Source organism: Phyllobacterium sp. CCNWLW183, assembly GCF_037203775.1.
Classification (GTDB): Bacteria; Pseudomonadota; Alphaproteobacteria; order Rhizobiales; family Rhizobiaceae; genus Phyllobacterium; species Phyllobacterium ifriqiyense.
Window position 1 is genome coordinate 1056211 of sequence record NZ_JBBCBN010000001.1, and the last position, 13116, is coordinate 1069326.

Sequence of the window (13116 nt, forward strand, 5' to 3'; positions counted from 1 at the left end):
GATCTAGGCAACTCTTTAAAAGGGCGGATCGACAACCGCCAGATGTTGCCGTTCAAAGTTTGCCTCTTCTTGTAACAAGGCGTGGGCGTTCTAACAACGCCGATCCCGGAGGGCAAGGAAGGTTAGCCGGCCTTGTTGTGAGCCACGGTGCCTGCCGTCAGGATACGCAAGACGCGAACGGCCTCTTCGCCATCGGTTTTCGGCTCTTCACGCGTTTGAATGCTGTGAATGAAGCTTTGGCATTCGCGCGTCAGCGGCATTCCTTGCGCGACCTTGATATAGCTCGGCTCTTCCGTGGTCGAAGCCCACTGGCCATTATCCTGCCAGATCGAATGTTTGTAGACAGCCAGCTTGCGGTCCCACGGCTCCATATCGTCGAAAACTGCCATGGCCTTGGTCCCGACCACCGTCAAGCGGCGCTCACGATAGGGATTAAGCCGCGAGGCAAACAGATGTCCCCGCACATTATTTGGAAAGCGCAGATGAAGATGGGCGAAATCACTCAAATGATCCAGAACCGCTGCACCCTCGCCCCGCACTTCCAATGGCTCCGTACCGGTGATTGCAAGAATCATCGACAAGTCATGCGGCGCAAGATCCCATAGCGCATCATTTTCCGTATGAAATTTTCCAAGACCCAGTCTGTGCGAGTGGATATAGCGAACATCACCAAGATCGCCGACCTTGATCAATTCCAGCAACTTCTCAAAGGCCGGATGAAAACGAAGAACATGGCCAACCATGAAGATGCGATTATTATCGCGGGCAGCCTTCACGGCTGCCTCCGCATCAGGCACGGTCAAGGCAATCGGCTTTTCGACAAGAACGTCTTTACCGTTGTTTACGGCGCGTATTGCGGCTGCAGCGTGAAACTGCGGCGGCAGTGCCATGACGATGGCATCAACGTCAGGATGAGTGAAAAGGTCTTCGACCTCAATATGCAATACACCCTGCTCGGCAGCAAAGCCCGCAGCGCGATCGCTATTTTGATCAGCCACGGCGTAAAGCGCGCCGAGGCTTTTCAACGTACGGATATGATTGCTGCCCCAATAACCACAACCGAGTACTGCAATTCGTGGAGCCATCTTTTCAGCCTTGTTCATGTCCGCATGCAATATCTGGAGCAACTAACGAACACAAGTGTTGCAAACATGGCTACCAAAGAATTCAACCCATACAGTGGACAAGCATGGTAAATATTGTTGTGTCCAACGGCGAAAAGGAACGCGATTGGATAAGTTTTCCCGGTTTTTCATAGACGGTAACTGTGATGAATCGGTTTTCGGACAATTTCTGGACTTGCTGGCAGAGAAGATTGCTTGACAGGCCCATTCCACCCACATATATCCGCCCACGTCCCTGTCGCCCGTCTTCGGCGAATGACAGTGCGCTCCCAGGTCAGCTTTATGAGGCAGCCATTTACGGGTCGCAAGACATATGGGGCGAAGTAGCTCAGTAGGTTAGAGCAGAGGAATCATAATCCTTGTGTCGGGGGTTCGAATCCCTCCTTCGCTACCATTCCCCTAAAGAGTAGGTATTTCAATACGTTATAGTGAAATGACTGTAGCACGCCACGCTGTAGCTGTAGCGCGCCGCGCGTTTCTGATTTTTTGCCACCCGATTTTAGAACAGACGCTTTTTTTGAAGGGCCTTAAAGTTCTCCTTAAAGGCCCTTCAAAGCATCTTTGATTCTCACAGATCGCAACGGGCTATGTTTTTGTCGCCACTGTAGGGTGACCTGATTTGCAGCTTCCAGCCCTCAATCATCCATCGGAGCAGTTCTCAAAACCGCCAACATAGGCGGGGAAGGCATGGCTAAGCTCTGCGCCACTTTTCCAGCTTACCGGTAGGCGGCGGGCGGCCTGCCGTTTCGACGTAAATGCCCGCTTCCTTGGCCCCTCAATAAAGGCCATGCGAGCAACGCCGGGGGACATTTTGCCATCATAACATTTGACGAGCGTGTGCTTGGCTATATCCAGCTTTCGGTATCTGTGCCCGGACACTCGTTCACAATGAACTCCGCCGCCTGCATGACTGAGGTTATGACCTTCATCTTGCTGAATTGACTTAGCAAATATGCTTATTTGAGCAATATTTTCTGACGGTATGTTTGATGTTACGCTCAATGAAAATACTTTGGGGAGTGCGGCCAGCGGGTAGGCAAACGCAACCGAGATTGCGAAGTACAGCATGAGATCGTCCAACCTTGTCAAGGAGAGCAAATGTCTACAATCACCACCAATGACGGCGTCGAGATATTCTATAAGGACTGGGGCACCGGCCAACCTATTGTCTTCAGTCACGGTTGGCCACTCACGGCCGATGACTGGGATGCACAGATGATATTCTTCGTGAATCATGGCTTTCGCGTCATTGCACATGATAGGCGCGGACACGGCCGCTCCGCTCAGGTCGGTGATGGTCACGACATGGATCACTACGCCGATGACCTTGCCGCACTGACGGAAAAACTTGACCTTAGAAACGCCATTCACGTCGGGCATTCGACTGGCGGCGGTGAGGTGGTACACTATATCGCGCGCCACGGCGAATCCCGGGTAGCAAAGGCAGCCATTCTAAGTGCCGTACCACCGCTCATGGTGAAAACCGATGCCAATCCGGATGGCTTGCCGAAAGATGTATTTGATGGTTTTCAAGCACAGCTCGCTGCGGGCCGTAGTGAATTCTATCATGCCGTGGCTGCGGGCCCCTTCTATGGCTACAATCGGCCAAACGCCAAACCTTCGGATGCAGTGATCAATAATTGGTGGCGTCAGGGAATGATGGGTGGTGCCAAGGCACATTACGATGGAATTGTTGCTTTCTCGCAAACCGATTTCACCGAAGACCTCAAGAAAATCACGGTTCCCGTGCTTGTGATGCACGGCGACGATGATCAGATTGTGCCCTATGCTGATTCAGCACCATTGTCGGCAAAGCTTTTGAAGAACGGGACGCTGAAGACCTACGAAGGCTTTCCGCACGGGATGCCGACGACACACGCCGAGATCATAAACTCGGATCTTCTGGCATTTTTTCGGTCATGATGCGCGATAGGGCCGACCAACTAATCGGCCCTGCCACCTCCAACCTTTTGCTCTGGGTAATGGGCCATCCCGCTTGGGAACGACGATCATCATGAACCATCGCCCTCGGATGCCGCAGGCACGATCGACATAGGCGAATTCCCGGAAAATTGTCCATGGCATCTTCGTGCTCCGCCGGAATCGTTGCATCCGGGCTTTTCTGGCGTGATTTGTATTGTTGCCCCCAATCATTGCTCCTAGGTTTCCAGGAGTTTCATATTGCAGGGGGATGAATTCATCGACACTCCGGTAGAAAATGACAGCGACCCAATTGGAACCGCGTTAAAAGATGTTTGGATAAACATCCAAGGTTGGGTAGGCAGCCGGGTACCCCATGTTCTGAAGCTCATCAGGGAGATTCAGCTGGAAGATAATGTCGTTGGCGATATCGTGGAAATCGGTGTGCACCACGGCAAACTATTTTTCCTTATGGCTTCCACAGCAAGACCGAATGAGAAATGCATTGCCATCGACCTTTTTGACGACCAGGAGAAAAATCTTGATCATAGCGGGAAAGGGTCATTGTCGATGTTTAACCAGCATCTCGACAGTTATTTTTCCCACCTGAAGCGGCAGGTCACAGCAATTTCGGCTGACAGCATGTCATTTACACCGGCAACCATCCGACAACGGCTAAAAAGCTCTGGTGTGCGACTTTTTTCGGTCGATGGCGGTCATACGGTCAAGCATGTAATCAATGATATGACGCTCGCTCAGGAAATGATCGTACCCGGCGGCGTCATCCTGCTTGATGATTTCCTCGGTCCACATTGGCCTAGTGTTTCGGAAGGCTTCTTTGAATATATGCGCGTTGCAAACCGCCGCCTTGCACCATTTCTGATTTTTCAGAACAAGCTCTTTCTAACCACCTATTCTGAGCACCCTCAACTATTGGCCAAGTTCCGTAAGCTAATTGATCGCGATCTGATGCATGAGGTTCATACGAACAAATGGCGATATGCACAGATCGGCGAGCATACGGTGCTTTGTTTCGCCTAGAGCAAATTTTGCGCCGGCCGATTGGCTCAACAATCCTGTTTCAGTTTGATATGACTGCCGAGTCGGCGTTGGTCCGTTGTTCAGAGGGAGAGAGAAGCAATGAAGGTTCTGTTTATGGCGTCAGCCATATTTCTCGGAGGAATTTCACTCGCACATTCTCAGCAAAACTGTGGCGATAAGACCAATCAGACCGACATGAATATTTGTGCCGGGCAAGCTTATTCCAAAGCTGACGGAGAACTCAATTCGGTCTACAAGCAGATTGCAGGACGATTAAAGGGTGATCCGGACACCGCAAAACTCTTGGTGGCTGCACAAAAAGCCTGGATTGGATTTCGAGACGCGGAATGCAACTTCTCAAGTTCGACTGTTCAAGGTGGAACAGCATACCCTTTTATCTCGAATTCTTGCCTCTATAATAAAACTCGATCCCGTATTCAGGAATTGAAACTATACCTCAAATGCACGGATGGAGACATGGACTGTCCTGTTCCAGCAAAATAGCGAGGCAACAAGGAGGTCCAATGTTTGATCATGTCAAATTCGGCGTTAGCGATTATGCTGCGAGCAGGGCATTTTTTGTCGAGGCATTAAAACCGCTGGGAGTAACTATCGTCGCCGAGGGCGAGCCTTCATACGGTATTGAGCTTAGCGCTGGGAGCGAGGCTTCATTGTGTCTGTTCGAAACCCAGGAAAAGCCAGCGCATATTCATTTGGCTTTCGCGGCAAAAACCCGCCAGGAAGTCGACGCGTTTTATCATGCAGCTTTGGAAGCTGGAGGCAAAGATAATGGTGCGCCTGGTCTTCGCCCCCATTATCACGTCAATTATTATGCTGCCTTTGTCATCGACCCTGACGGACATAATATCGAGGCCGTTTGCCACGCGCCGGAGGCATAACGCTCATAACCCGGTATCACCGGATACCGGGGTCGCTTAAACTTCACGCTTTAAACGTCATCTGATAGTTCGCTGTTGCGAAACGATGCGACGAAAACTTCTGCGTCAGCCGTAGGTTGGGCACTGCCGCGCTTATGCCAGCGGCCATTTACCAAGTCTTCAAAGGATAATGTACGACGGTCGTATTATGACGCGTCAAGACGCAATCTGTATAGATTTATAAGTCTCCAAAAGGCTTATCTCGGATCAACGTCGTAATTTGGCAATGATTTACAGCCGTTCATGAGAATTCCGACGAGTTTTGTAAGCAATGGAACCATTCCGCAGCTATCGAATATAGCGTTGTGTAACAGTCACTTTGAAGAGAGCGTCCCTTGGAAAAATGGTTGCTGATTTCGAACTGCAATACATATGGATTGGCAAACTCCTTAAAGCTTCTCAGTAACAGTTTCACCTTGGACTGTTTCGATGTCTTCGAACTGATGAAAAATCTCGAAAAGTACAAGGAAACCATGCCGGGATATGATAGGGTTATTATAAATCCTGCCATTCAATTCGTAGAATATGATTTTTCTCTTCTGAAAAACGTCAGCCGAATTCCCGGTATCGACTTTGATGCCTATCATCCGGATCTTTGTTATCTTTTTGCGGACGGACAGCGCATTTATGGCCCGACGGCCGGCTATCATTCCATGCTGGTTTTTGCCGCTTTTGAAGCGGGCTATAGTGTCGAGAAAACCGAGCGACTATTTCGGCGGGAAATATTCGAGCAGTGCGGATTTCTTTCACGATGGGAGCCGGAACGGGACCGGCTTATGAAAGTTTTTTCATTCTTCAATCTCGATATAGCAGCGCCCTTCAGATCATGGTCTCGCGGCCAGTCCTTCATGTATGGCCTCGGTCACCCAAAGGCTGGGCCAATTCACGATGTTGCGAGAGTATTTCTTGAATCGATCGGCATTGAGACAAACAAATCTGACCTTGTACCCCACGACACCTTGGTCGACGGCATATGCCTTCCAGTCTACCCGGAAATTGCGGAAACATTCGGCTTTCGCGGATCGCGCATGTTCAAGGTTCTGGGCGAATACCGATTGATGTCACTGGAAGAGTTCATTCAAAAAAGTTTTGAGGTCTATTCCAAATGGGCACCGGGCGAAGTTGCAGCCGAATATTTCTTTGCTGACCGATACAATCACGTCAAAAATATCATAGCGGAGGCGGACAAATGACCAACCCCTACGTCGGAATCAAGGATTATCAGTTGTGGCGGCGTTCGGTTGCGCGAGTGGAAACCCATCTTTTTGATCCGGTTGAAAATCCCCGGTACAAAATCGACAGTGCAATGAAAATTGCCACGGCCGGAAGCTGTTTCGCCCAACATATCTCTCGTCAGATGCAGCGGATAGGTTTCCATTATCTGATTGCAGAATCCGGTGAAGACCTGCCCCCTCAGGAGCGTATTTCCCGCAATTTCGGGGTGTTTTCTGCGCGTTACGGAAATCTCTATACTGCCCGCCAGCTCTTGCAACTTTTTGAGGAAGTTTTTGAGGGAAGAACACCACTGGAAACCGCCTGGCGGCGTAAGGACGGCAAATTTGTCGATCCATTTCGTCCGCTCATTGAGCCGGACGGCTATGAGACGGAAGAAGCCGTCAGGGAAGCACGCCGCGCCCATCTTAAAGCAGTTAAATCCGTATTTCTCGATTCAGATGTTTTCGTTTTCACGCTCGGTCTGACCGAAGCATGGCGATCGAGATCCGATGGCTCTGTTTTTCCGCTGGCACCTGGCGTCAGCGCTGGTGCTTACGATGCTGAAAAATACGAGTTCATCAATTTCAACGTTGCTGACGTTGATATGGATATGACTCTTTTTCTGGAAAAGCTGAAAGCGGTCAATCCTCGCGTTAAGGTGCTGCTCACTGTCTCTCCAGTACCGCTAGTCGCTACCTATGAAGACCGAAGTGTCCTTGTTTCCACCACCTATAGTAAATCCGTTTTGCGGGTAGTTGCCGAACAGATGTTGGCGCGTTTTGATTGGGTGGACTATTTTCCCTCCTACGAGATCATAACCGGCAGCTATGCGGGCGGCTTGTATTATGAGGACGATTATCGAGAGGTAAACTCAATCGGTGTGGCGCATGCCATGCGCTGCTTCGTCAAAAATTATGTGTCTCAACCGGAAGAAGAAAAGACGGCGGCGACAATGTTGCCCCTTCCGGAAGCACCGCAACGCAATGTCATTTGCGATGAACGCGAGATCGAGATGATGCGCCCGTAACCCCGAACTCGAGAACCTGTCATGGATAATTGGCTACTCGTTTCCAACTGCAATACATTCGGACTCGCGAACTCATTGCGATTGCTCACCAATGGCATCAAGATCGATCACGCCGACTATTGGTCGTTCCGCAACAAGCTTGATGACTATAAACAAACGCTGTCCCAATATGCGAAAGTAATCATTCACCCCGACATTAATGGCCTCGCCTATGATTTTTCAGCATTGGACAATCTCAGCAAGATACCGTCCATAAAGTTTGATGCTTATCACCCGGACCTTTGCACGGTGGTAGCGCGGGGAGCAATGTTGGATAGCCCCTTGGGGCCATTCCATTCAATGATTGTGCTTGCCGCCTATCAAGCCGGATACGATGTTCAAACAACAACGGCGCTCTTTCGTCGCGACGTATTTGAACGATGCGGTTATTTCACACGATGGGAAATCGAGCGAGATCAGCTTCTGAAAACCTTCATGAATCACGGGCTCGATATTTCGGGCAAATTCAGGGTTTGGACACGCGGCGATTGCTTCATGTACGGAATCAATCACTCCAAGGCGCGTCCGATACACGATATCGCGCAATTATTTCTTGAAAAATGCGGCATCGAACCCAATTGCACAGATCTTGTGCCAGCAGACGTGATGACTTCAGGAGCATGCTATCCGGTCTACCCGGAAATAGGAGAAGTTTTCGGCGTGAGAGGCTCTTACATGTTCAAGGTGCCCCAGGAATATAAACAAATTTCCCTGGAGCAATTCATCGAACAGAGCTTCGGAATATACTCCAGATTGGCGCCGGACCCATTTCTTCCCGAAGTTCAGTACACCAACCGCCACAACTTGGTAAAATCAGTTCTTATGGAGGCGCTGCATTGATGCCATTTAATACTGAGAATACTTTGCTGAGATATATGTAAAATACTTTTAATTGCCTGAAATGAGTTGACTGGATCGAGGGGAACTCCATGCGCAATACAAATGAAGACTGGGAGAAACTGGCTCAAGACAATGCCTATTGGGCCGTATTGACAGAAGACCAGTTCAAGTCGAAAAAATTGACAAAAAAAGATGCAACTGAATTCTTCGCCACAGGTCAGACTGATATCGCCAATTTGTCCAAGCTTATTAAAAGTCTGGTTCCGGAATTTGAGGTTCCCACTGAATCGATCATTGATTTTGGCTGTGGGGTAGGAAGATTGCTGATCCCCCTCGCCGAGCAGTCAAAAAATGCCATTGGCATCGATATTTCTGAAACGATGCGAAATATTGCGCTGAAAAATTGCGCCAATCGCGGGTTGAAAAACGTGCGCTGCGTCGAGTCACCCGAGGTCCTTGTCAAGGAAGGTGTCAAAGTCGATTGGCTCAATAGCTATATTGTTTTGCAACACATTGAACCGCGCCGTGGCTATTTTATCATCAATGATCTTTTGCAATGTGTGAAGAGTGGCGGCGTTGCTTCGCTGCACGTTCCGCTGTTCAAAACCGCAAACCGCGCCGAGTATTATAACGACCGGATGATGTATTTCCGCAATGATTACTACAAAAATGAAACCGTTTTCATCGACAGGGATAATTATGATCACCCTGATATTCAAATGTATGATTACGACGCGAACACGGTGATGGCGCTGTTTCACAAGAACCAGATGACCGATGTACATCTGATCCATGACCGTTCAACGACGGGAATTCACGCTTATTATTTCATAGCCCGGCGAGCCTGATCCTGTGAGCCTTGGTCACTGATTTCTGAAGTAACGTGATGGCAACATGACTGATCTTGGCGATATTCTGAATTGTTATAAATTCATCCTCGGACGTGATGCCAACGTCGAGGAGAAATTGAAAATATCGGACAATCTGTCCTCTCTTTGCACGATTTCCCTTGAGCAGCACCGCAGAAACTTCTTCGCCTCATCCGAATTTCATCAGCGCCATGCCGAGATCATATTCAACAATTTTGTGCCCAAAAGCGTCGAGTTGCTGTTCGAGACGACCAACAGTTTCAAGATATATCTCGATCTGCGTCAGTATCACATGACGTTTGGTATTTTCAGCGGCGGATATGAGAAGTTTGACATCGACATCATGAAAGCTGTCACACCGGACAATGGTACATTTTTCGATGTAGGCGGCAATGTCGGCTATTACTCGCTTTCGATTGCTACAAAGCCGGGGTTCAACGGGAAAGTGGTCTCGTTTGAACCGCTACCTCATCTATGGAATCTTTTCAGCAAGTCGATCCTTGCAAACAAGCTTTCGAAAACGGTCAAAGTATATCAACTGGCTCTCGCAGATCAGCCTGGCGAGATGGAACTCAACACAGCGGAATATTCGGTCAATGCCGGAGCGACAAGTCTGGTAGCGGGGTCAGGCAATACAAAATCCGAGCGGAGCACAAAGGTGGAGACACTGGACGTGATGGCAAAAGGGCTAAAGCCGGATTCCATCAAGGTCGATATTGAAGGCGCAGAGGGCCTGTTTTTGGATGGCGCAACAAACACGATCCCGGCATACAGTCCCACAATGCTCATCGAGATAAACCGCGACGTTCTTGCCAATTTGTCAAAGACGACGCCCGGCGGAATTTACGACAGGCTGATAGGTTGGGATTATCAGATATGGGAAGTTCTGAATGGGAGGATCAATCGATTGCCCGACGTTCAGGCAATCGATTTCGCTTTTCCATCCGGACGGGTTGCCAATATTCTGGCCATTCATCCAAGCCGCAAGAAAGAAGTAGCCAGGCAGTTGGCCAAACTATCGCTGAAGCTATAATATTCAGGCAGCCCCATATCTGCTGCGCAGATGCCCTATGAAGTGGCTGGCATCCAACTTTTCACCAGTAGCCCGCTCAAGCAGCTCCGGCGTGGACCAGCGTGAGCCTTGCGACCAGATTTTCTCACGTCGCCAATCATTGATCTTCGTGAAGTTGCCTTCCGCAAGATCGTTGTTCGCTGTCGGGTAGTCGCGTATCAGCGCGGCCCATTGCTGTGCTGCCATCATTGCGCCGAGCGTGTATGAGGGGAAATAACCAAAAGCACCCGCGGGCCAATGCACATCCTGCATCGGTCCATCCCCCGGTGTATCAATCGTGGATAGACCCAGATATTCACGCATTTTCGCGTCCCACGCTTCCGGAAGATCGATGGTTTGCAGTTTGCCCGCAATAATCTCTTCTTCCAGCTCATATCGCAGGATAACGTGAAGCGGATAAGTCACTTCGTCCGCATCGACGCGGATCAACCCGCGCCCTACATGATGCACATGCGGAAGGATGTCTTCCAAAGACCATGTCTCATTCAGATATTGGGCAATAACCGGGAGTGCCCACCGCCAAAATGCCGGATTGCGGCCTATCTGTTTCTCCACGAAAAGGCTTTGACTCTCATGCATTGCCATTCCCCGTGCTCTGCCGAGCGGCCAATGCGACCATTCTTTCGGTAGATTCTGCTCGTAAAGCGCATGACCTGTCTCGTGCAGGACGCCCATGAGCGCTGAAAGGAATTCGCTTGTCTTGTAACGCGTGGTGATACGCACATCGCTTGGCACGCCGCCACAAAACGGATGATGTGAAACTGAAAGACTTCCGTGCGCCAAATCAAAGCCGGTTGCCGCCATGATTGCCAGTCCGAGCTCTCGCTGTTTTTCGACGGGATAAACTCCGGACAAAGCTTTTACGGGGCGTTTGGCCGCCCTCTCCTCCTGAACAGCCAATGCCTCGGAAACAAAATCTTTCAGGAAATTTTTCAACTCCGAGAAAACCGGACCAATCGTGGCGGTACGGGCACCCGGATCATGTTGCTCGATCATTGCATCATAAGGCGTAAGTCCTAACGCCTGTGCACGCAGAGCCGCCTCCTCACGGGCCAGTGCAATAACGCCGTCGAGCGCGGGCACAAAACCAGCCCAATCGTTTTTTGCCCGCAGGTCCCGCCATAATTGTTCACAGCGCATCCGCGCATTTGTCTGACGCTCGACAAACTCAACAGGCAGGCAAGTCAGATTTGTGTAATGGCGCCGGAACTCACGCACGGCGGCAAGCTGTTCATCACCAAGCGTTTGCGCTTCAGCATCAGCAATCCAATCGGCGATTTCTGGAGCTGTTGCTTGTCTGTGATACATTCCCGCAAGCGCTGCCATTGCTTCGGCACGTTTTTCACCACCTCCGACGGCCATGTGCGTGGCCTCATCGGCCCCCAGAATTGCCAGCGCATGCTCAAGCGCTTCGAGCTTGCGGCCATGATCGTCGATTTTCTGGAAGGACATTCTGTTTCTCGCATAACTGATTCAACTCAATATCGGACAGGACTCCAATTTTCTTCCAAGTGCAAGATTGAACTCACCCATGTGGGTGTTGAGCACCATGCCGTTGATACACAGTTTATCGCGTGCCCCACTTGCCGCTGCGCGATTTCCGCATTACCTCTGCTGAAAAATCAGTGCACTTCAATCGCTTGATGCGATGACGGAAAAAGAGGAACGTCGCTATGCCCACAATCAATCTGGCAATCGTCGGCGTTGGCAAAATTGCCCGGGATCAACACCTGCCTTCCATAGAGAGAAATGCTGACTTCACGCTGGTGGCCGCAGCAAGCCGCAACGGCACTGTAGACGGCATCCCCAATTTTACCACCATGAAGGCCATGTTCGAGGCCGTCCCGACTATCGACGCTGTGTCCTTATGCATGCCGCCGCAGTTTCGTTACGACGCCGCTTACGAAGCCATTCTAGCGGGCAAGCACGTCTTTCTTGAGAAGCCGCCGGGGGCGACGTTGAGCGAAGTTGAGAGCCTGGCATCTTTGGCAAATGAAAAAGGCGTTTCGCTCTTTGCCAGTTGGCACTCCCGCTATGCTCCCGGTGTCGAAGCAGCGAAATCCTTCCTTGGCTCCAATACGCTCCAAAGTGTTCACATCGTCTGGAAGGAGGATGTCCGGCATTGGCACCCCAACCAGGACTGGATCTGGCAGGCTGGCGGCCTTGGCGTTTTTGATCCGGGCATTAATGCCCTGTCGATCCTTACCCATATCATGCCAAACCCGGTATTCATCAGAAGCGCGACACTGGAATTTCCAGAGAACCGGCAAGCGCCGATTGCTGCCGATCTGAAAATGACCAGTGCTATTGGGACGCCTGTTCATGCAGAATTCGACTGGCGCCAAACTGGCAAGCAGACATGGGATATCATAGCCGAAACATCTGCTGGCCAGATGATCCTGATTGATGGAGGATCGAAGCTTACCATTGGCGGCAAGGCTGTTACCTTGCCGGAAGAAGCCGAATATCCTGAGCTTTACCGGCGCTTTGCCAATCTGGTAAAGAATGGCAAATCCGATGTCGACATCGCCCCGTTACGTCATGTGGCAGACGCATTCATGATGGGTGAGCGCGCCTTTGTAGAGCCCTTTCACGATTGAAAATTCAAGCATCGCGCCACAACCGCGATTTGATGTATAAATAACTGACGACATTCTGAAAGCAATGAAAGCTCCCGATGGAACCGACCGAACCGGAACAGATTGACGAAGATGCGAACTGGGAGGCATTGACCAATTTCATCGAGGAGTCGGGCATTAACATTGATCGCGGGCAACGTTGCCGTTTTGATGCGTTGGTTTCATTTCGCAGCGACAGAAATGTAGATGAACAGACGCGGGTCCATATCAGCTTTCGCGATGATGATGTCTCGGCGATTCGCTTCAGTGAAGCCGGTCAACTCAATCCAGTCTTCGTTCATACGGAATTCCGCATGACTACATCCATTATCAAGTTTGAGAATAGCGAATTGAAGATAATGGGAACATCGCCAAAAGTCGGCCGCTATAAAGTGCGCATTTTGCCGAATTAG

14 protein-coding genes and 1 tRNA gene are annotated in these 13116 nt (G+C 50.3%); 12 read left to right on the plus strand and 3 right to left on the minus strand.

What is annotated here, in order from left to right:
- Positions 1 to 122: 122 nt before the first annotated feature.
- Positions 123 to 1085, minus strand: a complete 963-nt coding sequence (locus V9K95_RS05030) for a Gfo/Idh/MocA family protein (RefSeq protein ID WP_115053217.1) — start codon at positions 1083 to 1085, stop codon at positions 123 to 125.
- 356 nt (positions 1086 to 1441) lie between these two features.
- On the opposite strand from V9K95_RS05030, the gene V9K95_RS05035 reads away from it, so the two are divergent.
- Positions 1442 to 1518 (plus strand) — tRNA-Met (locus V9K95_RS05035).
- A 245-nt stretch (positions 1519 to 1763) separates the two neighbouring features.
- Here the strand turns inward: V9K95_RS05035 and V9K95_RS05040 are convergent.
- Positions 1764 to 2003 carry a hypothetical protein gene (locus V9K95_RS05040; protein WP_336439674.1) on the minus strand — a complete coding sequence of 80 codons (240 nt, stop codon included), beginning with the start codon at positions 2001 to 2003 and terminating at the stop codon, positions 1764 to 1766.
- A 219-nt stretch (positions 2004 to 2222) separates the two neighbouring features.
- Between V9K95_RS05040 and V9K95_RS05045 the strand changes: the two genes are divergently transcribed.
- The 9 genes from V9K95_RS05045 to V9K95_RS05085 all read left to right on the plus strand — a co-directional run bounded on the left by V9K95_RS05045 (position 2223) and on the right by V9K95_RS05085 (position 10046).
- Positions 2223 to 3047, plus strand: coding sequence for an alpha/beta fold hydrolase (locus V9K95_RS05045; protein ID WP_336439673.1), 825 nt, complete (start codon positions 2223 to 2225; stop codon positions 3045 to 3047).
- A gap of 258 nt (positions 3048 to 3305) precedes the next feature.
- Positions 3306 to 4085 (plus strand): class I SAM-dependent methyltransferase, encoded by a 780-nt coding sequence (locus V9K95_RS05050; protein WP_336439672.1) that lies wholly within the window; start codon positions 3306 to 3308, stop codon positions 4083 to 4085.
- 99 nt (positions 4086 to 4184) lie between these two features.
- Positions 4185 to 4589, plus strand: a complete 405-nt coding sequence (locus tag V9K95_RS05055; RefSeq protein WP_307279718.1) for a lysozyme inhibitor LprI family protein — start codon at positions 4185 to 4187, stop codon at positions 4587 to 4589.
- Positions 4590 to 4609: 20 nt separating this feature from the next.
- Positions 4610 to 4984, plus strand: a complete 375-nt coding sequence (locus tag V9K95_RS05060) for a VOC family protein (protein ID WP_336439671.1) — start codon at positions 4610 to 4612, stop codon at positions 4982 to 4984.
- Positions 4985 to 5358: 374 nt separating this feature from the next.
- Positions 5359 to 6216, plus strand: coding sequence for a WcbI family polysaccharide biosynthesis putative acetyltransferase (locus tag V9K95_RS05065; RefSeq protein ID WP_307279722.1), 858 nt, complete (start codon positions 5359 to 5361; stop codon positions 6214 to 6216).
- Entirely contained in the window at positions 6213 to 7265 is a 1053-nt protein-coding gene (locus V9K95_RS05070; RefSeq protein ID WP_336439670.1) for a GSCFA domain-containing protein, read from the plus strand. Before V9K95_RS05065 ends, V9K95_RS05070 begins: the two co-directional genes overlap by 4 nt.
- A 21-nt stretch (positions 7266 to 7286) precedes the next feature.
- Positions 7287 to 8144 carry a WcbI family polysaccharide biosynthesis putative acetyltransferase gene (locus V9K95_RS05075; protein WP_307279727.1) on the plus strand — a complete coding sequence of 286 codons (858 nt, stop codon included), beginning with the start codon at positions 7287 to 7289 and terminating at the stop codon, positions 8142 to 8144.
- A gap of 89 nt (positions 8145 to 8233) precedes the next feature.
- Positions 8234 to 8992 carry a class I SAM-dependent methyltransferase gene (locus tag V9K95_RS05080; RefSeq protein WP_115052338.1) on the plus strand — a complete coding sequence of 253 codons (759 nt, stop codon included), beginning with the start codon at positions 8234 to 8236 and terminating at the stop codon, positions 8990 to 8992.
- Positions 8993 to 9038: 46 nt separating this feature from the next.
- On the plus strand, positions 9039 to 10046 hold the full coding sequence (locus V9K95_RS05085; RefSeq protein WP_336439669.1) for an FkbM family methyltransferase: 1008 nt from the start codon (positions 9039 to 9041) through the stop codon (positions 10044 to 10046).
- A 3-nt stretch (positions 10047 to 10049) separates the two neighbouring features.
- Here V9K95_RS05085 and V9K95_RS05090 read toward each other — a convergent pair whose 3' ends face one another.
- Positions 10050 to 11537, minus strand: a complete 1488-nt coding sequence (locus V9K95_RS05090) for a carboxypeptidase M32 (RefSeq protein WP_336439668.1) — start codon at positions 11535 to 11537, stop codon at positions 10050 to 10052.
- Between the two features lie 221 nt (positions 11538 to 11758).
- Here V9K95_RS05090 and V9K95_RS05095 point away from each other — a divergent pair, with 221 nt between their 5' ends.
- Both V9K95_RS05095 and V9K95_RS05100 read left to right on the plus strand, forming a co-directional pair.
- Positions 11759 to 12685, plus strand: coding sequence for a Gfo/Idh/MocA family protein (locus tag V9K95_RS05095; protein WP_336439667.1), 927 nt, complete (start codon positions 11759 to 11761; stop codon positions 12683 to 12685).
- A gap of 77 nt (positions 12686 to 12762) precedes the next feature.
- The gene (locus tag V9K95_RS05100; RefSeq protein WP_115052334.1) at positions 12763 to 13116 is read left to right on the plus strand and encodes a hypothetical protein; all 354 of its coding nucleotides are present in this window, start codon (positions 12763 to 12765) and stop codon (positions 13114 to 13116) included.

Coding starts and splice junctions, on each gene's coding strand:
- V9K95_RS05030 (WP_115053217.1), bottom strand. CDS start 1,085: ATGGCTCCACGAATTGCAGTACTCGGTTGTGGTTATTGGGGCAGCAAT.
- V9K95_RS05045 (WP_336439673.1), top strand. CDS start 2,223: ATGTCTACAATCACCACCAATGACGGCGTCGAGATATTCTATAAGGAC.
- V9K95_RS05055 (WP_307279718.1), top strand. CDS start 4,185: ATGAAGGTTCTGTTTATGGCGTCAGCCATATTTCTCGGAGGAATTTCA.
- V9K95_RS05060 (WP_336439671.1), top strand. CDS start 4,610: ATGTTTGATCATGTCAAATTCGGCGTTAGCGATTATGCTGCGAGCAGG.
- V9K95_RS05070 (WP_336439670.1), top strand. CDS start 6,213: ATGACCAACCCCTACGTCGGAATCAAGGATTATCAGTTGTGGCGGCGT.
- V9K95_RS05075 (WP_307279727.1), top strand. CDS start 7,287: ATGGATAATTGGCTACTCGTTTCCAACTGCAATACATTCGGACTCGCG.
- V9K95_RS05080 (WP_115052338.1), top strand. CDS start 8,234: ATGCGCAATACAAATGAAGACTGGGAGAAACTGGCTCAAGACAATGCC.
- V9K95_RS05085 (WP_336439669.1), top strand. CDS start 9,039: ATGACTGATCTTGGCGATATTCTGAATTGTTATAAATTCATCCTCGGA.
- V9K95_RS05090 (WP_336439668.1), bottom strand. CDS start 11,537: ATGTCCTTCCAGAAAATCGACGATCATGGCCGCAAGCTCGAAGCGCTT.
- V9K95_RS05095 (WP_336439667.1), top strand. CDS start 11,759: ATGCCCACAATCAATCTGGCAATCGTCGGCGTTGGCAAAATTGCCCGG.
- V9K95_RS05100 (WP_115052334.1), top strand. CDS start 12,763: ATGGAACCGACCGAACCGGAACAGATTGACGAAGATGCGAACTGGGAG.